The organism is Chryseobacterium sp. PTM-20240506 (genome assembly GCF_048296755.1).
Taxonomy (GTDB): domain Bacteria; phylum Bacteroidota; class Bacteroidia; order Flavobacteriales; family Weeksellaceae; genus Chryseobacterium; species Chryseobacterium proteolyticum.
In genome coordinates this window covers 751,203-775,351 of record NZ_CP182581.1, presented here as the reverse complement: position 1 = coordinate 775,351, position 24,149 = coordinate 751,203, and the positions used below count along the sequence as shown (strand labels likewise).

Below are 24,149 nucleotides of genomic sequence, written 5' to 3'. Positions count from 1 at the left end.
TCATCCTTTCAATAAATAACAGAAAGGTTTTTGCCCTTCCGGAATTTTTTCTAAAATTACTACAAGAAAAGCTATCAGCCAACAAAAAAATAGGGATTAACGGGATAAAATAAAACGCCTCAATTCTTAAAAAAAATTGAAGCGTTTTTATTGTTTCTAATAACCGTGAAGATCGATTCCTTCCGTTCTTTGCAATGTCACTTTTTTACCCATTTTCTTTTGAATAACCCTGAAATGTTGCAACTCATCATCCGTGAGGATTGAAATGGCGGTACCTTTTTCATTGGCTCGTCCTGTCCTTCCGATACGGTGAATATAATCCAAAGGTGAACGTGGTAGCTCATAATTGATCACACAAGGCAAAGACTCAATATGAATGCCTCGTCCCAGTAAGTCCGTAGCAACCAAAATCTGAGCACCGTTTACCTTGAACTCTTCCAGATTATTTCGTCGGGCACCCTGTGACTTCTGACTGTGAATGGCTACTGCTTTAATTTTATTCTTTTTAAGCTTTTCAACCAGATTATCTGCTGACTTTGTTGAAGATACAAATACCAAAGCTTTTTCAACCTTTTTCTCTTTGATTAAATAACGCAGGAAAGGCCCTTTATGTTCAGGAGAAACATGATAAGCCAGTTGCTCAATATTATCAATTTCAACTGCTTCCTTTTTTATTTCAATAATAACGGGATTATGGGATAAACGTTCTTTTATTTCAGAAACTTTATCATCTACAGTTGCTGAAAACATAGTCGTTTGTTTCATCGCCGGCATTAAAGCAAAAAGCTTATTCATTTCGTCACCAAATCCAAGCTGGAACATTTTATCTGCCTCATCAATCACCAGGTGCTTTATTTCTGAAATGCTCAAAGCTTTATGTTCTATCAGGTCCAATAAACGTCCTGGGGTCGCAATAAGGACTTCTACTCCGAACATTCCTTTCATCTGAGGGTTGATAGAAACTCCACCATATACTGCCATCGTACGGATATCACGTTTCAGGTTTCCGGTAAAGGCTCTGAAAACTTCATCAATCTGGATTGCCAGCTCACGCGTAGGAACCAATATCAAAACCTGAATATTACGGTCTTTCTTAACTTCTGCATTCTGTAATTTTTCTAAAATAGGCATCACAAAACAAGCCGTCTTTCCCGAACCGGCTTGTGCAATTCCCATCAAATCCTTTCCCTGTAAAATAACAGGAATAGCTTGCTCCTGAATTGGAAATGGCTTTAAATAGCCTAGCTTTTTGACAGATTGAATAATATTGTGTGATAATCCCAAAGACTCAAATGACATAAATACATATTTGCTGCAAAGATAAACTATTGATATTTGGTTTACACCCGAACCGGATTATTAATTTTACAGGTGAATGAGTCTGTTGGGATAGAAATTAATTATTTAAAAATTTAATCTATAATCAAGGACCATTTTCTGGGATGAACTCATCCATTGACAATGGTGAATTCTTTCATAAAGTGTCGTTTTGTCCGATAATTCGTGTTTGGATAATTTTTTGAGTATTAGTTTTTGTAAATTTATCAAAAATTCGAGATTTAAATATGAAAAAAGCACTAATAATAGTAGATGTTCAGAATGATTTTTGTGAAGGTGGAGCTTTAGCGGTTCCGGGAGCTAATGAAATTATTCCTTATATCAATCTTTTAATGGAGGAAAACGAATATGACCAGATTGTTTTAACCCAGGATTGGCATCCCGCAGACCATAAAAGTTTTGCCAGCAACAATGGAAAAAAAGTAGGAGAAAGTATTATTTTAGGTGGTGTTCCGCAATTTATGTGGCCGGATCATTGCATCCAGGGATCTTTCGGGGCAGATTTTCATAAAGATCTTAACAGGGATAAAGTAACCCACATTATTCAAAAAGGAAAGAATACCGAAATTGATGCTTATAGCGGTTTTCAGGACAATAATCACTTTATGAAGACCGGATTGGATGATTTCTTAAAATACCATGACATTCAGTTATTGGAAATCGTCGGTCTGGCAATGGATTATTGTGTAAAGTTCACCTGTACAGATGCTGTAGCAAACGGATATGTTACCTGCCTTCATTTTAACGGAACACGCGCGGTTAATGTAAAACCGGATAACGGTAGAGACGCCATTTACGAAATGATCCAGAAGGGAGTTACTGTTTTAGGATAGTCTTTTATTATCATAAAAATAAAAAGCACAGTTAATTACTGTGCTTTTTGTGTATCGATTACACCGGAATGAAATCAGTATAAATGACACAAATAGTTTTTACTGAATGGTATTAAATAAAAAAGCGTGGTTATTCTTTTACCACGCCTATATTTTTCAGTTTAAAAACCTTTTTGATCAATTAAAAATTAATCTCTAAAGCATTTTTAAATTGTTAACTTCTAATTCCGTAAGAATTCTCCAGTGACCTCTTTTGATGTTTTTCTTTGTTAAACCGGCAAACATCACCCTGTCTAAAGCTTCCACTTCATACCCTAATCTCTGGAATATCCTTCTTATGACACGGTTCCATCCGATATGGATCTCAATTCCTACCTCATTTTTAGGCTTTCCTTCAATAAACGAAATCTGATCCACCGTAGCAACTCCTTCATCCAGACGGATACCTTCAGCAATCAGTTTCATATCTTCATGTGTCAGTTTTTTGTCCAGTGTTACATGATAGATCTTTTTAGCATCAAAAGACGGGTGTGTCAGTTTTTTGGTCATATGTCCGTCATTTGTTAAAAGAATAACACCTGTTGTGGAACGGTCCAATCTTCCAACCGGGAATACACGATAAGGAGACGCATTTGCAACAAGATCCATTACCGTTTTTCTAGCTTTATCATCTTTTGTAGTGGAAATATATCCTTTCGGTTTATTCAGAAGGACATAAACAGGTTTTTCAGGAGTAATATTTTGTCCGTCAAAAACTACTTTATCACTTTTCTGAACCTGATAGCCCATTTCAGTAACCACTTTTCCGTTTACTTCTACAAGACCCTGTGTGATCAGTTCATCTGCTTCCCTTCTGCTGCATATTCCTGAATTGGCTATATACTTGTTAAGACGGATCGTATCTTTATGGACATCTTTTTCGATCTTGCTCAATCTTCTTTTCTGTACAAAAGATCTTGCTTTATCTTCATCTCTGTCATTGCCCGATGAAGGTCTTCTACCATATTTTAAGCTACCTCTCTCATATTTGTCTCTTGCATCAAAACTTTTCCCTCCTCTTTTAGGACCTGGTTTTCCATAGGTCTTTTTTTCTCGTCCTTCACTTTGATTGGTAATATAAGGTGTTCTCTCAGGTTTTGATTTACCTTCTTCAGCACGTCCTTCAAAACTTTCCTCACTCCTCTTAAACTTCGAACTGCTGCTTTTGTGATCAAAATTTCTCTCTCCTGCTTTAGGAAAAGATTTCTTGAAAGAACCTGATCTTGAAGAATTTCCAGATTTAGAAGCACGAGAATCATCAGAATTTTTTCTGGTTGAAATTCTTGGTCTTTGTGGTTTCCCTGATTTATTATTATCTCTGCTCATTCTAAATATTTTTGCAAAGATAGTAATTTAGTTACGAGTTAAAAATTAAGAATCATAACTTTGCAATATTGTTCTACAATTAAATATATATTATTCCAGAAATGATAACACTATTAAACGATCAGTTTTCCCAGCTTAATGATTTTTTGCATGGAAAATCTTTCAGCAAAATTTTCATATTGGTTGATGAAAATACACATGAATATTGCCTTCCGGTACTTTTAGGCAATATGGAAACGGATCTTGCTTTTGAAATCCTGGAGATAGAAGCGGGTGAAGAAATGAAGAATATTCAGACTGCCAATCAGCTTTGGGAGATTTTAACGGAAATGCAGGCAGATAGAAAAGCTCTGGTTATAAACCTCGGTGGTGGTGTTATTACCGATATGGGCGGATTTGTTGCCTCAGCCTATAAAAGAGGGATCCAGTTCATTAATGTTCCTACTACTCTATTATCGATGTGTGATGCCTCTATTGGAGGAAAAACAGGTATTGACCTGATGCACTACAAAAATATGGTAGGTACCTTTACCTTTCCTGAACAGATTTTTGTATATCCTAAGTTCTTAGAAACACTTCCCTTCAAAGAATTACGAAGTGGTTTTGCTGAAATGCTGAAGCACGGGTTAATTGCAGACCGTTTACATTGGGAGAATCTGATCAAAATACAAAAGCTGGATGTAGAATCAGTACTACCACACATTCAGACCTCGATGGCGATCAAACAGGATGTTGTAGATCAGGATTTTCATGAAAAAAATGTCAGAAAAACTTTAAATTTCGGACATACAATCGGTCATGCTATCGAAAGTTCTTGTCTTGAACAGGGAAATCCGGTTTTACATGGAGAAGCAGTAGCTGCCGGAATGATCTGTGAAGCACATCTTTCTCACCTTGAAAAGTTAATTTCAAAAGAAGATTCGGAAATGATCATTGACCATATCAAAAGGTATTATCCATACCTGGATATCAGTGATTTTAGCAATGAAAATCTGATGTCTCTATTATTAAACGACAAAAAGAATACGGAAAAGAAGATTAATTTTTCTTTGCTTTCCGGAGTAGGATCGTGTGTTTTTGACCATGAATGCAGCCAGGAAAATATTGAAAAATCACTGCATTTTTACAGAAAACTGAATGATGCTTAACATGCCTGTTTACTTTTTAGATAAAATTAAGAATCCTGATTGTTTGATCAGGATTTTTTAATGATCAGATCACCTCTACAGTGTATCATGAGTAGTGAATTGAATATGCTTTATCAGCCGATGTCTAATCATTTGAAATACCTTTTCCAGGTCCTCCACATCATCATATAGAAAGGGTAGGTAAAAACCGATCCCTTCAATATAAATTTTTATTTTGTCTCCGTTCCAGGTGTTATTAACCTTTTCAACAGAAATCTGATCTGTAAAATAAGCTTTACGCATTTTTTTCTTAAAAAATAAAGATAGCGCACTTATGTTTCGGGCTGCCGTTCCAAAGTCGTAAACAGGGAGAAATTCGATGCTGTCATCATTGATAATTAGCTGTACGATTTTCCTTCGTCTGATAAAAAGCTTAATTCCTGTCAAAAAACAATAAATAGATCCTATAAATAAAATAACATATAAGAGCATCAGAACAATTACTATTACCGAAGGTCCATATAAATTTCTTCAATAATTTCAGGGAATAGCTGAGTGAAAAGATAAATGAAAATTGCGGACAAAAATATCATTGACATACTTAGCAAACTTGTCCGGAAAGTTGAAATATAGAAGATCTTTTGTCCAGGTTCATCGACGTATTGCCTGGATGATAAAGATTGAGCTGCTTTGGATAGAAATAGATTATAGATTAATTTTAAACTTAATGCAATGATTAAAATACCCAGGCAGATCATTACCCATACGTTTAATGGATAAAAAGTTTTACCAGCCACCATAGTCAACAGCAGCAGAATAACCAATCCCAGAATAGGAAGTATAAATTTCAACTGCTTGTTTTGTTTCATTCCCAGATTAGTTTATTTTTCATTTAAGGTTCAATATAAACCCTGATCCTTAAGTTTTATTATCAAAATTACAACTTATATACTGTATTGTATTACAGACGATTAAAAATATATTAAAAGAATGATTTAAATTACTATTCATTACAGGCCTTATGGTTTTTCATAAAGGAATTTTCATCCGGCCTTGATTTTAAAATAAATTCCACTAATTTCAAAAAAGGAGTAATATATATCAATTACGTTCAAGTCATTTGAGTATTATTTTACTCGAAATAAGCCTAATTTAGAATTTAAGCTGTTTTTAAGATATGTTAAACAAATGTTTGTTTATTTATTTTATTGGTCTGATTTCTAGTATTTTATAGTAGTTTTTAGCAGTGTTTATATACCTGACTTTTGTCATGTTTTATGTTTTGGCATCTAATTTGAAAGATACTCTGCGTCAAACGAAAGTTGACAAGTAGTAAAATTTAAAATTAAGAATAGTAAAATATTAAAAAAATTAAGTTATGAAAAAGTTAATTTTAGGATTAGCAGTAACTGCAAGTTCATTAGCATTCGCTCAGACAACTTCTACTTCATCTTCTAACCCGGTTACATTTGGTGTTAAAGGTGGTATGAACGTTTCATCTCTTTCAAAAGGAGCTGACCTTAGTGATTCAAAATCTAAAATCGGATTCAATGCAGGGGTTTTTGCAAACATCCCGGTAGCGAGCTCATTCAGCATTCAACCGGAGGTATTGTATAATGACTTGGGTTCAAAAGTAACCAGAGAATATACAGTATTAGGTAATAACTTTAAGGATGAATCTTCAAGAAATTTAGGATACATAGCTGTACCGGTAATGTTCCAGTATAATGCAACTCCTGAATTCTTCTTGGAAGCAGGTCCTGAATTCGGATTTTTAGTAAGTGCTAAAGATAAATTCAAAAGTTCTACGAATGATAATACAAGCACAAGAACGAGAAGTCTTGACAAAGATGCTTTCAACACATTCAACTTTGGAATCGGTATTGGTGCAGGATATTATTTCACACCAAACCTAGGAATTACAGCTAGATATACTGCCGGATTAACAGATATCTACAAAAACAACAATGGTGATGCGATGAGAAACAACGTATTCCAGGTTGGTTTAGCTTACAAATTTAAATAAGCATAAAACACATTCAGATAACAAATTTTGATTTCAATAAAATGGTTAGATTTAATGGTTAAATTTAACCATTTTTGTTACTTTAACATAATTTGGCAAGAATTTTGCAGCAAAACAGTACAAATTAAAATTAAATATAATCATGAGAAAATTATTATTAGGTTTGGCAATCGTTGCTGGTTCATTAACGTTTGCTCAAACATTTGGAGTAAAAGCAGGTCTTAATATTTCTACAATTTCAGGTGGTGATTCAAAATCAAAAGCAGGATTCTATGGTGGGGTTTTAATGAATGTCCCTGTAGCTCCTAGCTTTAGTGTACAACCCGAAATCTTATACAATGGATTAGGCGCAAAAGCTGATGGAAATAATGATGTTAAAGTAAATTTAGATTATATCTCTGTTCCTGTGATGTTCCAGTATAATGCAACTCCGCAGTTTTATCTTGAAGCAGGACCTCAGTTTAGTTTCCTGATCAATTCAAAATTTAAATACAATTCCTATTCTAGAGATGGAAAGGATTTTGTGAAAGGTTTTGATTTTGGTGTAGGTCTTGGTGCAGGATATTTCTTTACGAAGAATATCGGTGTGAATGCAAGATATGTTGCGGGTGTTATAGATATTGCTAAAGAAGTTAATAACGTACAGGCAGATGGGAAAAATAACGTATTCCAGATCGGTCTTACTTATAAATTTAATAAGTAATAATATACTTAATAACAAGATAAGCGGTTAGATTTAATAAATTTAACCGTTTTTTTATATCCGGATCTCCTGTAATGTTCTGTTTTCACATTGAATAATCATTGCAATGCATCCATTGATCAACAAATTATGATCATAAAAAAGTATAAAAGTCTGATCAAAATGGTCACCTGCCATTTTTGTAAGCTTCAATTCATCTGGAAAGTTGGGTGAAAATGGTCATAATTAACGATGAATAAAGGGTGTTGAATAAAAAAAATGAAAAAAGTTTGCATTTTTTTTCAAGCAATTTTAACTTAAAAATTAAACAAATTAGATTGTTTTAACTAAAAAAATCCCACGTATGTGGATTATCACTTATTCTTTTAAAGAAGTGGCTCACAGCTTATCTTTCTGCAAATCATAAAATTATAATTATGGCAAGCCTTTTGCAAAATACACCCCATCTGAATGAATAATTCGGATAACAAGAAATAGTACAATTTAAAAAATAAAATTATGAATAAGTTATTTCTAGGACTAGCAATAGTTGCTGGTTCATTAGTATTTGCTCAGGAAACACAAACAACAGCTACTATTACTACTGTTAACAAAGAAAAAGAACCAATCAGATTTGGTATTAAAGGTGGAGCTAACTCCGCTCAATTCAGTCAGCAACAATTAAGTGCAAACAATCAGAAAATAGGATTTAATGCCGGTGTTTTTGTAAATATTCCTCTTTCCAAGCAATTCAGCATACAGCCTGAAGCATTGTATAACCAATTAGGAGCAAGAAGTGTTCTTTCTTCTACTGAAGTTACAACGGGAGCTACTACTGTAAAAACTCAACGTGATTACAAAACAACATTGAATTATGTTTCAGTACCGGTAATGGTTCAGTTTAAGCCAGCGGAGAACTTTTATGTAGAAGCAGGTCCTGAATTCAGTTATTTCATCGATGGAAAAAACAAAGGTGAAAATACTGTTACAAGCACTACAAACGGTATCGCTACCACTCAGAAAAATTCAGTTTCTGAAACGATCAACAAAGATGACATCAACAAATTCAACTTTGGTCTAGGTCTAGGTTTAGGATACTACTTCACACGTAATCTGGGAATCAACGCAAGATATGTAAATAGCTTGACTAAGATTGATAAAAGCAGACCTGCTGCTGAAAACAACAACAGAGTATTCCAACTAGGTTTGAATTATAAGTTTTAATAACAACAACCAATTTTTTAACCATAGAATGTAGTTTTCTGCATTATAAAATGGCTGGAAGAATAACTTCCAGCCATTTCTATTGTATGGGTAAGGCAAATCTATTCGAAAATTCGAGGGTCATCGCTGATCACCCCATCTATTCCCATTTCTTTTAATTCCTGCAGTCTTTCTTTCGAGTTTACTGTCCATGGTATGACTTTCATTCCGAGTTTGTGACATTCCTGCACCAATCCGGGTGTGACAAGAGATTGATCCGGACTGTAAATTGTAGGAGTAAAACTTAAGAATTTCATATCACCCGATACTCCATTAAGATGATCGGGATACATTCTGAATTTTTCGACAGGGATATTTTTAAAATAATTCCGCTGCTGGGCAAGCTTTTTATCATCCACCTTCTCTACCAGTAAGGCAGTCATTATTTTAGGATATTGTGCATGGATAAGCTCTAAGGTTCTTGGATCGAAGGATTGAATAATAACCCGGTCCTGGATATTTTTTCCTACAATGATCTTCATCATCAGATCGACAAATTCCTTAGGTTCAGGATGGAAAATATCGTCCGAAAAAGGTCGCGTTTTAGTCTCTATATTATAAAACGGCAAAGGCCTTTTAAGTTCCCGGGCATAATTCTCACAGGCATCTATAACATCTGAAAAGAGCGGTTTTTGTACCCTCATTTTCTTTTGGTCAGGATAATTGGCTAGTGTTTTCATCCCTACATCAAAAGTTTTGATCTTTGCATAAGGCATTTCATAAATTTTGTAATAAAATCCGGAATCCCGGGGAATAAATGTTCCGTCAGGCTTTGTTACCAGTTCAGGTGAAAGAAATGCATCGTGAGAAAGAATCACCTGCTTGTCTTTTGTGATGGCAAGATCCATTTCAAGTGTCGTAACACCCATTTTTAAAGCATTTTTCATTGCAGGGATGGTGTTTTCCGGATATAAGGATTTTCCACCCCTATGCGCCTGGGTATCAAAAGACTGAGCTGAATATAGCTGAATAAACAGAAATAAAATACCTGTGATAAATGTACTTTTCATAATCCTGATCTTAATTACGCAAAATTAAAGGATACCGGCATATCCTGTACGACAGTAATATTAAGCTTTTGCTACATTTATATCAATTATTTTTTTCGACAATAAAAACGAAAAAAGACCTGATATTATGCTATCAGGTCTTTTTATGTATTGATTGTTGAGACAATTAATTAAATAGCTCTACTTCCTCCCCTTTTGCTACAGGATATTGTTCTGTAAAACATCCAAAGCAGTGATTGGAAGATCCTAAGATTTCTTTAAGGTTTTCTGTACTGAGGAACTCTAAAGAATCTACTCCAAGGTAGTTTCTTAGCTCTTCAGTCGTCATATTGGCTGAAATCAAATCATCTTTTGATGGAGTATCAATCCCAAGATAACAAGGTGCAATGATCGGAGGAGAAACACTTCTGAAATGGATTTCCTTTACTCCGGCATCCTTTAAAATCTTAACCAGTCTTTTAGAAGTAGTTCCCCTTACAATAGAGTCATCAATAATAACTACTCTTTTGCCTTTAATTTCAGATATAATAGGATTCAGCTTCAGGTTAACGATCCTTTCTCTCATTTCCTGAGTCGGAACAATAAAACTTCTTCCGATATATCGGTTTTTAATTAAAACCGGGCGGAAAGGGATCCCTGATGCTTTTGAAAAGCCAATCGCTGCAGGCACTCCTGAATCCGGAACTCCGATAACGATATCTGCATCCACAGGAGCTTGTTCCCAGATTTTTTCACCCGACTTTTCTCTGATCTCATACACATTAATGTTTTCTAATGTAGAGTCAGGTCTTGCAAAGTAAATATATTCGAAAGAACAGATTCTTTGTTTTCCTTTTTCATTCACCATATAAGACTGTAATCCGGTCTCATTTTCGTTGGTGTAGATGATCTCTCCAGGTAAAATATCACGAACATACTGTGCTCCCACTGCATCCAATGCTACAGATTCAGAAGCTACCACATATGATTTTTCATCAATAGCTCCTAAAACCAACGGTCTGATCCCGTTGAAATCCCTGAATGCAAAAAACTTATTTCTCGTCATTCCTACTACGGAATAAGCTCCTTCGATCTTTTCCATTGTTGCTTTGATCGCTCCTCTTAATCCCAGATCAAGGTTTTTCTGGATTAATCTTAAGATAACCTCAGAATCTGAAGTTGCTCTGAAAACAACACCTTCTGCCTCCAGTTCGGCTTTCAGTTCTTTTGCGTTCGTTAAATTACCGTTATGTGCAATCGAAAGTATAATCTGGTCATATTCATTTTTCGCAAAAAATGGCTGGAAATTGTACTTCTTTTTGTCTCCTGCTGTAGTATAACGTGTATGCCCTATTGCAGAATTCCCCATAAAAGCTTCAGGATCCTGAATATCTTTATAAACGTCTAAAACCAACCCCTCGTCTTTCAGGTTATTGATCTTCCCGTTTTTAAGAACGGAAATACCACAAGCCTCTTGTCCTCTGTGCTGTAAAGCAAAAAGTCCGAACTGAGAAAGGGAAAACGTATCCAGATCATTGTCAGAATACAATCCGAAAATACCGCACTCCTCATTCGGAGCATCAAGTCTTTCCTCTTCCCTTGTTCTGAAAAGGTTTCTACCGTAAGTCTGGTTTTTAAACTGTTTTAAATATTCACTTTTATGAATGTCTAAACTTTTCATTTCTATTTTTTCTAATCTAGATTTTATTTTGATAGATTCTACAATTAGATGTGAAATTCAATATTATGTTAAATACAATCTCAAGTCTGATTATAAATCTTCCGTATTACTTATTTATTAAGTAAAGCTTTCAGTCTGTTATAGATTTCGACATACGCTTCAGTTACTTCACCTAAGTCTCTTCTGAATCTGTCTTTATCTAATTTTTTCATGGTGTCTTTATCCCATAATCTGCATGTATCAGGAGAGATTTCATCTGCCAGGATAATTTCACCATCTGATGTTTTCCCTAATTCGATCTTGAAGTCAACCAGGATGATATTCATCTTATCAAACAGATCGATAAGGATTTCGTTGATATCAGAAGTCAGCTCGTACATTTCGTCAAGCTCTTCATACGTAGCTGCACCTAAGAAAACAGCGTGGTGATCATTGATCAAAGGATCTCCCAATTCGTCTTTTTTATAGCAGATATCAAAAATAGTTACCGGAGATTTTATACCTTCCTCTACTCCTAATCTCTGAGCCATACTTCCGGCAGAATAGTTTCTTACAACCATTTCCAAAGGAATAATGGATACTTTTTTTACCAATTGTTCTCTTTCGTTCAATTGTTTAATGAAATGAGTTTTAATCCCTTTTTCATTTAAATACTCGAAAATTAAAGTGGTGATCGCGTTGTTCATTTCGCCCTTAAGATCAACCTGTCCTCTTTTCTGAGCATTGAAAGCCGTAGCATCATCTTTGAAACGCACTACTACTTGATCAGGATTATCGGTAGCAAACACTTGTTTAGCCTTACCTTCGTACAACATTTCTTTCTTTTCCATTTTCTAAATTGTCTTTATAGTTAGATTTATAATTATTTTATTAAAATTCCCGTTAAAACAGCCATTCCAAAACTTAAAAGCGTTCCTACCAATACATATTCAGTCAACTTTCGTTGTTTTGCCTGTGCAAGGTCACTGAATCTGAATACAGATTTGGCAGCAACCATGAAACCTACCCCTTCCCAGTGGTTTACCAGAATAAAAATAAATACCAGCAAACGTTCCAGGATTCCTATATATTTACCTGCACTCGTTAAAGATTCGGTTTGTATATTATTCTGAGCTTCAGCAACCGGAGTCCATGAAGACAGTAATATTTTAATGATAATAGATGAAGGCGTCGTTAAAAATAAAACAGCCATTACTATTTTCAGAAATTCCTGATTTTCAAATATCGTTACATCAAATTCTTTAAAATAAAATGAAACACCTAGAATGACCAGAATATGAAGAACCTGATCAATAAAAAACCATCTTTTCTTTGTTTTAATGTTTTGAAAGATAAGCTTAGCGGCATCAATGATAAAATGAGAAATACCTACCAACGCTGCCACCCACCAAAGTTGAAGGTTCCAGAGGAAAATAAAAGTTAAAGCGGTATGTATGAGAACATGCAGGTACAGAAACTTACTTTTAAGTTTACGATTTTCTTTATCAGCAACCCATGAATTTGGCTGAAGAATAAAATCTCCGAGTAAATGTGCCAATATGAGTTTAGTGAAAATCATGTTACAGTTCTGAAATTTTCTTTCTAAAATATTGATTTGTCTCTACGATAAGGTCATAGTTCGCCCGTTTTAGCCTCTGGCTTACCGAAGATTGCGATATGGCAAACTTCCTGGCTAGATCTTCCTGGGTGATATCTTTATTCATAATCATTTCATGAATAATTTCTGCGGTAGCCATTGTCCAGTTATCAAAATCTTTTGAAGCCCACTTTAAAAGAATATTGAGGTCCCTGTCTACCGTTTCGTTCGATGTTTTAATAGCAACAGTATCACCATCACTCTTTAATCCATTCAGTAATCTTCCGGAATTAACGTAGGCCGTTCCATTGGATTCGGTAATCTTTTCGGATGAAAAGTTTTCCTCACCAATACCGATGGCTATCCTTACATCTAAATTTTCCTGACTTTTTATAATAGATTTTATGGCTAGAAAACGCCAGAAAACTTCATCGATAGTACACTTAAACTGAAATTCATCTCCTCTGTAAATTTCCCATGTGAGGGGTGAGCTCCCCCAATTCTCCAGGAGATTCTTTAGTTTGGTAATCCAAACTTCTGTGTCTGCATGTTGCGAATTTATAATATCACCGGTGATGACCGCTATCATTTTGCAAATATAAGCATAATTACTTATAAATAAAAGATATAAGCAGAAACACTTATAGATATTAATTATTAGTGAATCTGCTTATATCAATATCCTGTAAAACAGTAGATTCAACGGGATATGAGCTCTTTGAAAATTAATTTCCAGAACTATAATTTCATTACTTTTTAAAGTGAAAAAATCTATTTTCTGAATTTTATAAAGTTATTTCTTGATAAATTTAAATACTTTGTTATCCAGTTTTAAAAGATAATGACCGGATTGTAAATTCTGCACGGAAATATTATTTTTATTTAGGAAAGGTGTTTTTTCAGTAATCAATACCCTTCCGGACCAGTCGATGATCTGTGCCGTTTCTATGCCTTCTGTTTTTCCGGTTACAAATATATTTTCACTGACAGGATTAGGATATATTTTAAGCTCTTCCTGTCCGGAATACTGAATATCCTGTAAAAATAAAGTTCCCGTATCTTCACAATGATCAGCAGGATGTGCATCCCATTCATTTATATTAAAAGAAGTTGTGGGCTGAGTAACATTAGCTTTTCTGTAAAGAGAAACGTCAGTCAATTGAGATGAATTGGATTGGGACTTGATACCAATAGCATCAACAGTTGCCGATTTATAGCTCAGCTCAATATACTGGCTTCCTGAAAATGTCATTTGCGGGGCTGCAGTAACAAACTTAGCGCTTTCATTGCCAAAGCATGAAAAACTGGCGTTAGGATTTAAAATCATAAAAGTTTCATTATTCTGTACGGTCCCCTCCAGCTCATATGGAGCGGGAAAATAATAATTGGTACCACTAGGAAACTGAATAGCAAGCCTGTAATTGCTTAAATTCACCGCATGCCCCGTTCTGTTGGTAATCTCAATAGCTTTATTATTGGATGTTCCTTCTAAATATTTAGAAACAAAAAGGTCTTTGGAATATACATCGGAAGCAAGAGTGGTTACTGAAACAATATTACTGTCTGGTGAAAAAAGATATCCGTTATCATAGGCTTTAACCGTATAATTGTAGTTGGTAGAAGGAGAAAGATGATCGATGCTTATCGAGGTATTTCTTGTTGATGCCACCAGCGACCCATTCTGATAAATCTTATATCCAATAACATCGGAACTTGTACTTGGCGTCCAGCTCAATGTTGTAAAGTAGGTGCTTGTCTGACTCACAGTTAGATTCGTTGGTGATTGAGGAGAAACCGTGTCCGGAACCTGTCCCCAGATATCATTTACCCATTGCGGATGATCAATAAATGGATTTCTGTTCTTTTGTATCATGTAAACAGAATTATTTCTGTCAATTTCTCTTTGGGAAACAGGATCCTGGGCATGCCACTGGAGAAGCATAGCTATATACGCATCATCAAATGCTTTTTCTTCCGTACCGTCCAGAGGATTGGTATCCGAGGCCGGATTTGCATTATTGTTGAATTTAAAAGTTCCTAATTTTCCTTCATACCTCACCGCAAAATACAATAAGCTCCTGGCAATATCTCCTTTAAACTCATCTATCGGTTCATAAACACGTCCTGTATAAGCATAATTGGGAATGGCACTTCTTCCGATTTTGGAAGAATTGGTAAAGGTGTAAAATACATTAGAAGGTGTTGTAGTAGAAATTCCATAAGGATAATTACTTCTCAACTGATTGATCCTTGCATCTGTTGGTACTACATAAAACAAATCCGAATACATGGGATAGTTACTGTAAAATGTACTTTGAGGCATCATATGCTCTCTGTTCCATCCGAGTCCTTCTGCCGACGAACTTCCTATAAGATTAGCGGTCGTATATTCGTAAGCATCCGGTCCTGTCGGAATTTCAGAGTACATATCCAATAGTATGGTCGTGTTGCTTGCATCATGATCATAATAAATATCGAGATCCGTCTGATTATAATAATTGGTGAGATCACCATAATGCCAGCTTATGTTCTTGGTCGAAATAATGTCATGCAATCTGGACTTCAATGCAAATCCGGTAAGTCCCGTTGTTCCGTCATAATATCCGGCCGGAGCTTGTGCTGAAACAAAAGAGGAAAATAAGATAATAGATCGTAAAAGTTTTTTCATATTCTAAAATTTGGTATTGTAAAGTAGATAAATAATCAATATCTCTTTACACGATTTTTATTAAAAAATTATTAAATTATATTATGTAAAAAACTGATAGTTAATTTATTGTAGACATAATATTACGCATTGGATAATTTATTTTCGTATTTCTACAATTTAAGTATCTTTGAGAACTAACTATTTACTTATATAATGAATACCGAGATTGTTGACAACATCAAAATGATAGCAGAAACAGCAAAAGAATTTGCTGAAAAAAACATCAGACCCCATATTATGGAATGGGACGAGAGCCAGACTTTTCCAAAAGATCTATTTCATCAATTAGGAGAAATGGGTTTTATGGGAATTGTTGTTCCTGAGCAATATGGAGGTTCCGGGTTAGGCTATCACGAATATGTTACCATTCTTGACGAAATTTCTCAGGTAGACCCTTCTATCGGACTTTCTTTAGCCGCACACAACTCATTGTGTACGAACCATATTTACGAATTTGGAAATGAAGAGCAAAGACATAGATGGCTGCCTCAGCTTGCAACAGGAAAAGTACTTGGAGCATGGGGATTAACAGAACACAATACGGGTTCTGATTCAGGAGGAATGTCTACAACAGCTGTGAAGGATGGTGATGAATGGGTAATCAATGGAGCTAAAAACTTCATTACTCATGCTATTTCCGGAGATATTGCAGTCGTAATGACAAGAACGGGAGAAAAAGGAGCAAAGAATAATTCAACTGCTTTTGTTTTGGAAAAGGGAATGCCGGGTTTCACTTCAGGAAAGAAAGAGAACAAACTGGGAATGCGTGCTTCTGAAACGGCTGAATTAATTTTTGATAATGTACGTGTACCAGATTCTAATCGTTTAGGAGAAGTTGGAGAAGGCTTCAAGCAAGCTATGAAAATCCTGGATGGGGGAAGAATATCTATTGCAGCATTAAGTCTTGGGACAGCAAGAGGTGCATATAAAGCAGCATTAAAGTATGCTAAGGAAAGACATCAGTTCGGAAAATCTATCGCAAGCTTTCAGGCTATTAATTTCATGCTTGCTGATATGGCAACTGAAATTGACGCTGCTGAACTTCTTATTCACAGGGCTTGTACATTAAAGAATGCAAAACAAAAAATGACCAAAGAAGGAGCAATGGCGAAGTTATTTGCTTCTGAAGCTTGTGTGAGAATTGCAAATAATGCAGTTCAGATCTTTGGAGGTTATGGATATACTAAAGATTTTCCTGCAGAAAAATATTACAGAGATTCTAAACTTTGTACCATTGGTGAAGGAACTTCAGAAATCCAGAGATTGGTAATCGGAAGAGATATTACACAATAATTTATTTTCTACTATCATGATTAAACAGGCTCTTTTAGGTGAGTTTCTCTATGAAGCAGAGAATACCCGGAAAATTTTAAATGCAATTCCCGACAGTGTTCTGGACTGGAAACCTTCCGATAAAAGCTGGACCACGGGCCAACTGGCTTCACATATTGCAGAGATTTACAACTGGTATGAATATACTTTCAATCAGGATACTTTCGATATGGGAATCTACCAATATGATAAAGGGGATATTTCCACAATTCAAAATATTGTAGCAAAGTTTGAAAATAATGTCAGTAGAGCCCAACAAGTAATAGAGGACTCTGATGAAAGTACATATTTTAATGAGTGGAAAATGGAAATGAATGGAAAAATTCTTTTCGCTCCTACTCCAAGAGTTCAGGTAATCAGAGGCTTTTTATTTAATCATTTATATCATCACAGAGGAGAACTGGTTGTTTATCTGAGATCAACGGGAAATAAAGTTCCTGGATTGTATGGCCCTACGGCTGATGATAGATTGTAATGTAGAGTTAACTTATCAATAAATGAATAGCATGCGTATTTTACGTATGCTATTTTCTTTTTTTGATACAATATGAATTTTATTATTCTTAACATAATGCTTAATATATTTAAAATATAATCAAAAATTTTCTTAAAAAATTTTGTTTTCTGTTGTAAATTTTTTATTAGCTTTGACATTCCACAATCAAACAAATATTTTATGAAAAAACAATTAACTCTGATTGGAGTGCTTTTTATGACGGGCATTTCTTTCGCTCAGACCGATCGTCTCTGGTCTCAAAGTTCACAGAAAACATCTGCAAATGTTTTCGAGAATAAAACGAACATCAATAATCCAAAAGTCTATACACTGGACATAGACGGTTTGAAAAACGCGCTTTCAAGAGCTCCCAAAAGACTGGCTGCCGGCGAAAAATCACAAGTCATTATTTCTTTTCCTAATTCCGACGGGAAAATGGAAAACTTTAAAGTAAAGGAAAATTCAAATTTTGATCCACAACTGGCAGCCCGGTATCCGGACATCAAATCTTACGTTGGTGAGGGTCTTGGAGATTCTAATTCCACAGTTTATTTCAGTATTTCACCCTTAGGATTATCCTCGATGGAAATCTATGGTGATAAATCGGCTGTGTTCATCGAGCCTTACACCAAAGATCTTTCAACGTATGTGGTTTATAAAAAATCAGACAAAAAAGACAATCTTAACAAATTTGAATGTACTGTTATTGATGTTGCCCAAAAAGGGATTGATAATACCAGTCTCGCTGCAAGACCTAACGCTGATGATGCCAAGCTGAGAACTTTCAGATTAGCACTTTCCTGCACGGGAGAATACACTACTTATTTTGGGGGAACAAAAGCCAACGCTTTAGCTGCAATGAACAATACAATGACCCGTGTAAACGGTGTTTTTGAAAAAGATTTCGCAGCAAGAATGGTTTTAATTTCTAACAATGATGCTGTAATTTACACTAATGCTTCTACGGATCCTTACTCTCCTTCAAGCAGTATGAATAATTGGAATTCGCAACTTCAAAATACCCTAACTTCTGTGATTGGCGAGGCTAATTACGACATCGGACACCTTTTCGGGGCTACCGGAGGTGGTGGAAATGCCGGATGTATCGGATGTGTTTGTACAAACGGCTCGAAAGGAAGCGGCTACACCTCCCCTGCGGATGCAATTCCTTCAGGAGATAATTTTGATATTGATTATGTAGCGCATGAGATGGGGCATCAGTTCGGAGGAAACCATACATTCTCTATGAGCAATGAAGGAACCGGAGCTAATATGGAACCTGGTTCAGGATCTACCATCATGGGATATGCAGGAATTACCTCTCAGGATGTACAACCCCATTCTGATGCATTTTTCCATGCAATAAGTATCCAGCAGATCACTAATAATATTAAAGCTAAAACATGTCCTGTAAGTACAGCAACAGGAAATGCAATTCCAACCGCTAATGCAGGATCTGATTACACTATTCCTAAAGGCACACCATTTATGTTAACAGGAACCGGTACGGATTCAAACGGAGATTCCTTAACCTATATATGGGAACAAATGGACAATGCTTCTTCGTCACAGACAGGAGCAAGCTCTGCAGCCAGCGCAACAAAAGCATCCGGACCTACTTTCAGATCATGGACTCCAACAACTTCTCCAACCAGATATTTTCCAAGGATGGCTTCTATCCTTGCCGGTGCTACCACAACCGCAGGTTCAGAAATTACTGTAGAAGCTTTATCTAATGTAGCAAGAACACTGAACTTCAGATTTACAGTTCGTGATAACAGAGCCGGAGGTTCAGGAAACAATTCTGATGATGCAGTGATTACGGTAAATTCTACAGCAGGACCATTTGTGGTTTCGTCCCAAAATTCAGCAACGACATATACAGGAGGAACTTCCCAAACTGTAACATGGGATGTAGCAGGAACTACAGGAAATAATGTAAATGCTGCTAATGTAGATATTCTTTGGTCAACTGACAGTGGAAATACCTGGACTACATTATTGGCCGGAACACCTAATGATGGAAGCCAGGCTGTTACCATACCTAATGCCTCTACGACAACAGGGAGAATTATGGTAAAAGGTTCCAATCATGTATTCTTTGATGTAAATAATGCTAACATCACGGTAAATGCAGGTTCAGGAGGAACTGATACTGTAGCGCCTACAGCACCTACTCTTGCTGCTTCCGGTACTACTGCAACCACAACCAATTTATCATGGAGCGGAGCTACGGATAATGTAGGGGTTACCGGATATGATGTGTACCAGGGTGCTTCATTAATAGGATCTACTGCTTCTACTTCTTATACAGTAACAAGCTTAAGTCCATCTACCACTTACAGCTTTACCGTTAAAGCAAAAGACGCCGCAGGAAACACTTCAGCAGCCAGTAATTCCGTAAGTGTAACAACTCTTGCAGGAAGCACGGTAACTTATTGTTCAGCAAGTGCAAACAATACTGCTGACGAAAGAATAGGAAACGTGAAGTTTGGAACAATCAACAACACTTCTACGGGAACTGCAGGATACGAAAATTTCACATCTGTTTCCACTAATGTTACAAGAGGAACTGCCTATACAATTTCTATTACTCCGGTATGGACTTCAACCGTATACAGTGAAGCGTACGCAGTATATATTGACTACAATCAAAACGGAGTCTTTACAGATAGCGGCGAATTGGTATGGACCAAATCAGGATCTACTACAACACCGGTAACGGGAAGTATAACGATTCCTGCCTCTGCTGCACTTGGCTCTACAAGAATGAGAGTAATGATGCAGTACAGCTCTATCCCATCATCATCTTGCGGAACTTATACGTATGGACAAGTTGAGGATTACACAGTAAATATCGGATCAACATCTAAAGGAGACATATTAGGTGGCAATAATATGCTTACAGATATCAAACTTTATCCTAATCCGGTAAAAAATATCCTTAATGTTTCCAATACAACATCTGAAGAATATAAAATCTTCGATATGACAGGAAAATTAATCAATTCAGGAAAACTCGAAAGAGGATCTGTTAATGTAAATAATCTCGTAAAAGGAGCTTATATGATACAAATTGGTGAAATTTCAAGGAGATTCATTAAAGATTAATAATATTAAATCAGAATTAAATGAAAAAGCTACCTCGCCAGAGGTAGTTTTTTTATTTGCTGATTTAGAAAAAAATTAATCATTTATTTTGTTTTAATTTATTTTATTCATTTTTTATTAAAAAATTAACTATTATTCAATTCGTAAATGAAAATAATAATTAATACCTAGTAAAAATATGAATTAAGTACGTTTTTCGTAATATTATTTTCGTTAGCTTTGGTATTCCACAATTAAACAATATTTTATATGAAAAAACAGTTATCCATGATTGGGGTGCTTTTAATTTCGGGCATCTCTTTCGCGCAGACCGATCGTCTCTGGTCTCAAACTTCACCAAAGACAGCATCGCAGGTTTTTGAGAACAAAACCGGCATTACTGATCCAAAAGTGTACTCACTAAATCTTGATGCACTCAAAAGCGTCCTTTCAAAAGCTCCAAAAAGATTGTCTGCGGGAGAACCATCAGAAATTATTATTTCTTTTCCTAATTCAGAAGGAAAAATGGAAAATTTTAAAGTAAGGGAAAACTCAAACCTTGATCCTCTTTTAGCTGCGAAATATCCGGATATTAAATCGTATGTTGGACAGGGAGCAGAAGATAAAAGTTCGACTGTGTATTTCAGTATTTCTCCTTTGGGGCTTTCTTCTATGGAAATTTACGGTGACCGCTCTGCTGTTTTTATTGAGCCTTACACGAAGGATCTTTCTACGTATGTAATTTATAGGAAGTCTGATAAAAAGGATGCACTTAATAAATTTGAATGTAAAGTGATTGATGTTGCACAGAAAGGGATTGAGAAAACAACTCTTGCTGCAAGACCGAATGCTGATGATTCAAAGTTAAGAACCTTTAGATTAGCCCTTTCCTGCACCGGTGAGTATACGTCTTATTTTGGAGGAACTAAAGCAAATGCCCTGGCTGCTATGAATAACACAATGACCCGTGTAAACGGAGTGTTTGAAAAAGATTTTGCTGCCAGAATGGTCCTTATCTCAAATAATGATGATGTCATTTACACCAATTCATCCACCGATCCTTATTCCCCTTCATCACAGCTTGATAATTGGAATTATGAACTTATGCAAACCTTAAATTCAACAATTGGTGATGCCAATTTTGATATAGGACATTTATTCGGAAAAGATGGTGGTGGTGGTAATGCAGGTTGTATAGGCTGTATTTGTAGCAATGATAAGACTTTAGATTCTGATGGTTCACCTGAGAATTACAAGGGAAGCGGATACACCTCACCGGCAGACGGAGTTCCTTCAGGAGATAGTTTTGATATAGATTATGTAGCTCATGAGATGGGACATCAGTTTGGAGGTAATCATACATGGTCTTATCAGACCCAAACCGGATTGCAACCTGTAGAACCGGGATCCGGATCTACCATTATGGGCTATGCAGGGATTACAAGTTATGATGTGCAAGCTCATTCGGACGCTTTATTCCATGCTTTAAGCATTCAACAGATTACGGACAATATTAAAGCGGCAACCTGCTCTGTAAATACTGCTACAGGAAATTCCATCCCAACAGCTAATGCAGGTCTTGATTACACTATTCCTAAAGGCACACCCTTTATGTTGACAGGAACCGGGACGGATGCTGACGGAGATACATTAACTTACATCTGGGAGCAAATGGATAAGGGAACTTCTTCACAAACAGGATCCAGCTCTGCAGCCAGTGCTACAAAAACTGCTGGTCCTACATTCAGATCATGGACACCAACTGCCTCTCCTACCAGGTATTTCCCAAGAATGGCTTCTATCCTTGCTGGTGCTACAACTACCTCAGGATCCGAAATCACAGTAGAAGCATTATCTAATGTGGCAAGAAAACTGAATTTCAGATTTACGGTTCGTGATAACAGAGCCGGTGGATCAGGAAATAATTCCGATGATGCTATAATTACAGTAAACTCTACAGCTGGTCCATTTAAGGTGAGTTCCCAAAATTCTGCCGTAACTTATGCCGGGGGAAGCTCTCAAACCATAACATGGGACGTTGCAGGAACTACAGGAAATAATGTAAATGCGGCTAATGTGGATATATTATGGTCAACCAATAGTGGAACTACCTGGACTACTTTGCTGGCGGGAACTCCAAATGACGGTACCCAGGCAGTAACAATTCCTAATGTTGCAACAACAACAGGAAGAATTATGGTAAAAGGAAGCAATCACATTTTCTTTGATGTGAACAATGCCAATATAAAGGTAACTGCATCTTCAGCCAAACAAAAAGACATCACTAAAGATCTGATCACCGAGGTGAAGCTCTTCCCTAACCCGGTAAAAAATATCTTAAATGTTTCAAACGCTACTTCAGAAGAATATAAAATTTTTGATATGGGCGGGAAACTAATTAATTCAGGAAAACTTGAAAGAGGAGCCATTAATGTAAGTGGCCTTATTAAGGGAGTTTATTTAGTTCAGACTGGAGAAACAACAAAAAGGTTTATTAAAGAATAATTATCTTGATAACAATGATCTTAAGGCTGCTCTTTTTAGAGCGGCCTTTTTTTATTCAATTCATCTTATAGAAAAGTAATAAATTCTAAAATTAAAAACTAAAAAAGTAAATAATTCATTAATTATTAATTTTTAAAATAATTTATTCTTTTGTTATAGTTTTTTAATTTAAATTTATCGAATCATTGTACCGCCTGTCACCGGGTATTTGGGTCGAAGATACTATTAGTAAGCATTGCTTGATTCATATCACTTTGCATTCCATTACTTTGGATAAAGTCTTAATAAGCGTCTTATTTTACATCCAAAGTGAACCAATAAATTTATTCCGAAGATGACCGCCAATATTCATTAGATGAATATTAATGAAAAAGATATGCCTGCTGACACTAACTTAATTATAAATAAAAAACTAATTATTATGAAACATTTATTGAAGTACTTCCTTTTTTTATCCGTTATTTTTTTCTCGACTGCTTGTAGTTCGGACAGGGATGATGAAATTGATAACACAAACGGAGTTACCCACGTATTTTATAAGAACGCTGATGAATTTGCATTAACTTATGACACCGCGGGACTGGTTAACCAGGATATCCGGAATCAGGCTTTCGAATTATACAAACAGGGAAAATGGAGTGAACTGGAAGCTCTTTTTAAAGCCAATAATCTAAATGGAGGCTGGCCCCCTGCCAATGGAGGATACAATATAGTTGATAATGTTCCCTTTCAGGCCGGGCAAAAGTTTGACCGATACAGCGGAGCGATTAATTATAATGGAAGCGGAATTCCTACGTTAGGAGGCAGTTTTACAAGTCCTATTATAAACGGGTATGTGTATACTTTCTCTCAAAGAGCATTAAATCAACCTGAAAACACCTATGATTTTTATTATGAGATCGATGTTCTGAATAATTCATTACCTTTCACTTCCCAAACAGCTGATGTAATTCCCTGGTTCAATCAGGTAGGTGGCGGAAAACAAACGATGTGGAAAATCCCTATAGATCCGGCAACCGGTTATCAGAAAACCTGGAATAAGTTGGCGGAGGAAGGATATGTGAAAATAACCATAAAAAAAAGTCCAAGCGGTCATTACAACAATTTAGTAGGTACAGTGATTCAATAAAAGACAG

At 35.9% G+C, this 24,149-nt stretch carries 20 protein-coding genes; 10 read left to right on the top strand and 10 right to left on the bottom strand.

The genetic code is table 11. From position 1 onward, the window contains the following. Nucleotides 1-156: 156 nt before the first annotated feature. Nucleotides 157-1,299 carry a DEAD/DEAH box helicase gene (locus ACNFU2_RS03230; RefSeq protein WP_306612215.1) on the bottom strand — a complete coding sequence of 381 codons (1,143 nt, stop codon included), beginning with the start codon at nt 1,297-1,299 and terminating at the stop codon, nt 157-159. A gap of 266 nt (nt 1,300-1,565) precedes the next feature. Between ACNFU2_RS03230 and pncA the strand changes: the two genes are divergently transcribed. Further along, nucleotides 1,566-2,171 carry a bifunctional nicotinamidase/pyrazinamidase gene (pncA, locus tag ACNFU2_RS03225; RefSeq protein WP_306612213.1) on the top strand — a complete coding sequence of 202 codons (606 nt, stop codon included), beginning with the start codon at nt 1,566-1,568 and terminating at the stop codon, nt 2,169-2,171. Nucleotides 2,172-2,366: 195 nt separating this feature from the next. On the opposite strand, the gene ACNFU2_RS03220 is transcribed toward pncA, so the two are convergent. Beyond that, on the bottom strand, nt 2,367-3,536 hold the full coding sequence (locus ACNFU2_RS03220) for a pseudouridine synthase (protein ID WP_194304269.1): 1,170 nt from the start codon (nt 3,534-3,536) through the stop codon (nt 2,367-2,369). Between the two features lie 101 nt (nt 3,537-3,637). Here ACNFU2_RS03220 and aroB point away from each other — a divergent pair, with 101 nt between their 5' ends. Beyond that, a complete protein-coding gene (gene aroB / locus ACNFU2_RS03215) occupies nt 3,638-4,684 on the top strand; it encodes a 3-dehydroquinate synthase (RefSeq protein ID WP_306612209.1) in 1,047 nt (348 codons plus the stop codon). 75 nt (nt 4,685-4,759) lie between these two features. Here the strand turns inward: aroB and ACNFU2_RS03210 are convergent, their stop codons facing one another. Then, entirely contained in the window at nt 4,760-5,110 is a 351-nt protein-coding gene (locus ACNFU2_RS03210) for a hypothetical protein (RefSeq protein ID WP_306612208.1), read from the bottom strand. Between the two features lie 59 nt (nt 5,111-5,169). After that, complete coding sequence (locus ACNFU2_RS03205; RefSeq protein WP_418123667.1) at nt 5,170-5,532, bottom strand: hypothetical protein; 363 nt, start codon at nt 5,530-5,532, stop codon at nt 5,170-5,172. Between the two features lie 509 nt (nt 5,533-6,041). On the opposite strand from ACNFU2_RS03205, the gene ACNFU2_RS03200 reads away from it, so the two are divergent. The 3 genes from ACNFU2_RS03200 (at nt 6,042) to ACNFU2_RS03190 (ending at nt 8,595) form a co-directional block, all read left to right on the top strand. Further along, the gene (locus ACNFU2_RS03200; RefSeq protein ID WP_172282940.1) at nt 6,042-6,689 is read left to right on the top strand and encodes a porin family protein; all 648 of its coding nucleotides are present in this window, start codon (nt 6,042-6,044) and stop codon (nt 6,687-6,689) included. 142 nt (nt 6,690-6,831) lie between these two features. Beyond that, nucleotides 6,832-7,392: a porin family protein gene (locus ACNFU2_RS03195; protein WP_273647937.1), complete on the top strand. Its 561-nt coding sequence runs from the start codon at nt 6,832-6,834 to the stop codon at nt 7,390-7,392. Nucleotides 7,393-7,890: 498 nt separating this feature from the next. Further along, nucleotides 7,891-8,595: a porin family protein gene (locus tag ACNFU2_RS03190; protein ID WP_418123665.1), complete on the top strand. Its 705-nt coding sequence runs from the start codon at nt 7,891-7,893 to the stop codon at nt 8,593-8,595. 101 nt (nt 8,596-8,696) lie between these two features. On the opposite strand, the gene ACNFU2_RS03185 is transcribed toward ACNFU2_RS03190, so the two are convergent. The 6 genes from ACNFU2_RS03185 to ACNFU2_RS03160 all read right to left on the bottom strand — a co-directional run bounded on the left by ACNFU2_RS03185 (nt 8,697) and on the right by ACNFU2_RS03160 (nt 15,548). Continuing rightward, nucleotides 8,697-9,644: a glycerophosphodiester phosphodiesterase family protein gene (locus ACNFU2_RS03185; protein WP_306612203.1), complete on the bottom strand. Its 948-nt coding sequence runs from the start codon at nt 9,642-9,644 to the stop codon at nt 8,697-8,699. Between the two features lie 166 nt (nt 9,645-9,810). Beyond that, complete coding sequence (gene purF, locus ACNFU2_RS03180; protein WP_306612201.1) at nt 9,811-11,304, bottom strand: amidophosphoribosyltransferase; 1,494 nt, start codon at nt 11,302-11,304, stop codon at nt 9,811-9,813. A gap of 110 nt (nt 11,305-11,414) precedes the next feature. Then, nucleotides 11,415-12,134 carry a phosphoribosylaminoimidazolesuccinocarboxamide synthase gene (gene purC / locus ACNFU2_RS03175; RefSeq protein ID WP_172282949.1) on the bottom strand — a complete coding sequence of 240 codons (720 nt, stop codon included), beginning with the start codon at nt 12,132-12,134 and terminating at the stop codon, nt 11,415-11,417. Nucleotides 12,135-12,166: 32 nt separating this feature from the next. After that, nucleotides 12,167-12,862, bottom strand: coding sequence for a DUF3307 domain-containing protein (locus tag ACNFU2_RS03170; RefSeq protein ID WP_306612199.1), 696 nt, complete (start codon nt 12,860-12,862; stop codon nt 12,167-12,169). A 1-nt stretch (nt 12,863) separates the two neighbouring features. After that, complete coding sequence (locus ACNFU2_RS03165) at nt 12,864-13,469, bottom strand: SatD family protein (RefSeq protein WP_172282953.1); 606 nt, start codon at nt 13,467-13,469, stop codon at nt 12,864-12,866. A 204-nt stretch (nt 13,470-13,673) separates the two neighbouring features. After that, nucleotides 13,674-15,548, bottom strand: a complete 1,875-nt coding sequence (locus ACNFU2_RS03160; RefSeq protein ID WP_273647934.1) for an endonuclease — start codon at nt 15,546-15,548, stop codon at nt 13,674-13,676. Nucleotides 15,549-15,743: 195 nt separating this feature from the next. On the opposite strand from ACNFU2_RS03160, the gene ACNFU2_RS03155 reads away from it, so the two are divergent. The 5 genes from ACNFU2_RS03155 (at nt 15,744) to ACNFU2_RS03135 (ending at nt 24,142) form a co-directional block, all read left to right on the top strand. Continuing rightward, nucleotides 15,744-16,883: an acyl-CoA dehydrogenase family protein gene (locus tag ACNFU2_RS03155; protein WP_172282956.1), complete on the top strand. Its 1,140-nt coding sequence runs from the start codon at nt 15,744-15,746 to the stop codon at nt 16,881-16,883. 16 nt (nt 16,884-16,899) lie between these two features. Beyond that, nucleotides 16,900-17,397: a DinB family protein gene (locus ACNFU2_RS03150; protein ID WP_273647933.1), complete on the top strand. Its 498-nt coding sequence runs from the start codon at nt 16,900-16,902 to the stop codon at nt 17,395-17,397. Between the two features lie 201 nt (nt 17,398-17,598). Beyond that, entirely contained in the window at nt 17,599-20,529 is a 2,931-nt protein-coding gene (locus ACNFU2_RS03145; RefSeq protein WP_273647932.1) for a reprolysin-like metallopeptidase, read from the top strand. A 249-nt stretch (nt 20,530-20,778) separates the two neighbouring features. Beyond that, complete coding sequence (locus tag ACNFU2_RS03140) at nt 20,779-23,013, top strand: reprolysin-like metallopeptidase (RefSeq protein WP_418123660.1); 2,235 nt, start codon at nt 20,779-20,781, stop codon at nt 23,011-23,013. A gap of 421 nt (nt 23,014-23,434) precedes the next feature. Further along, on the top strand, nt 23,435-24,142 hold the full coding sequence (locus tag ACNFU2_RS03135) for a hypothetical protein (RefSeq protein ID WP_418123658.1): 708 nt from the start codon (nt 23,435-23,437) through the stop codon (nt 24,140-24,142). Nucleotides 24,143-24,149 lie beyond the last annotated feature (7 nt).

Bases quoted from the DNA above. Each gene is read 5' to 3' on its own strand.
- ACNFU2_RS03140 (WP_418123660.1), top strand. From the start codon at position 20,779: ATGAAAAAACAGTTATCCATGATTGGGGTGCTTTTAATTTCGGGCATC.
- ACNFU2_RS03220 (WP_194304269.1), bottom strand. From the start codon at position 3,536: ATGAGCAGAGATAATAATAAATCAGGGAAACCACAAAGACCAAGAATT.
- aroB (WP_306612209.1), top strand. From the start codon at position 3,638: ATGATAACACTATTAAACGATCAGTTTTCCCAGCTTAATGATTTTTTG.
- ACNFU2_RS03165 (WP_172282953.1), bottom strand. From the start codon at position 13,469: ATGATAGCGGTCATCACCGGTGATATTATAAATTCGCAACATGCAGAC.
- ACNFU2_RS03205 (WP_418123667.1), bottom strand. From the start codon at position 5,532: ATGAAACAAAACAAGCAGTTGAAATTTATACTTCCTATTCTGGGATTG.
- purC (WP_172282949.1), bottom strand. From the start codon at position 12,134: ATGGAAAAGAAAGAAATGTTGTACGAAGGTAAGGCTAAACAAGTGTTT.
- ACNFU2_RS03195 (WP_273647937.1), top strand. From the start codon at position 6,832: ATGAGAAAATTATTATTAGGTTTGGCAATCGTTGCTGGTTCATTAACG.
- pncA (WP_306612213.1), top strand. From the start codon at position 1,566: ATGAAAAAAGCACTAATAATAGTAGATGTTCAGAATGATTTTTGTGAA.
- purF (WP_306612201.1), bottom strand. From the start codon at position 11,304: ATGAAAAGTTTAGACATTCATAAAAGTGAATATTTAAAACAGTTTAAA.
- ACNFU2_RS03200 (WP_172282940.1), top strand. From the start codon at position 6,042: ATGAAAAAGTTAATTTTAGGATTAGCAGTAACTGCAAGTTCATTAGCA.
- ACNFU2_RS03135 (WP_418123658.1), top strand. From the start codon at position 23,435: ATGAAACATTTATTGAAGTACTTCCTTTTTTTATCCGTTATTTTTTTC.
- ACNFU2_RS03150 (WP_273647933.1), top strand. From the start codon at position 16,900: ATGATTAAACAGGCTCTTTTAGGTGAGTTTCTCTATGAAGCAGAGAAT.
- ACNFU2_RS03145 (WP_273647932.1), top strand. From the start codon at position 17,599: ATGAAAAAACAATTAACTCTGATTGGAGTGCTTTTTATGACGGGCATT.
- ACNFU2_RS03170 (WP_306612199.1), bottom strand. From the start codon at position 12,862: ATGATTTTCACTAAACTCATATTGGCACATTTACTCGGAGATTTTATT.
- ACNFU2_RS03155 (WP_172282956.1), top strand. From the start codon at position 15,744: ATGAATACCGAGATTGTTGACAACATCAAAATGATAGCAGAAACAGCA.
- ACNFU2_RS03230 (WP_306612215.1), bottom strand. From the start codon at position 1,299: ATGTCATTTGAGTCTTTGGGATTATCACACAATATTATTCAATCTGTC.
- ACNFU2_RS03160 (WP_273647934.1), bottom strand. From the start codon at position 15,548: ATGAAAAAACTTTTACGATCTATTATCTTATTTTCCTCTTTTGTTTCA.
- ACNFU2_RS03185 (WP_306612203.1), bottom strand. From the start codon at position 9,644: ATGAAAAGTACATTTATCACAGGTATTTTATTTCTGTTTATTCAGCTA.
- ACNFU2_RS03190 (WP_418123665.1), top strand. From the start codon at position 7,891: ATGAATAAGTTATTTCTAGGACTAGCAATAGTTGCTGGTTCATTAGTA.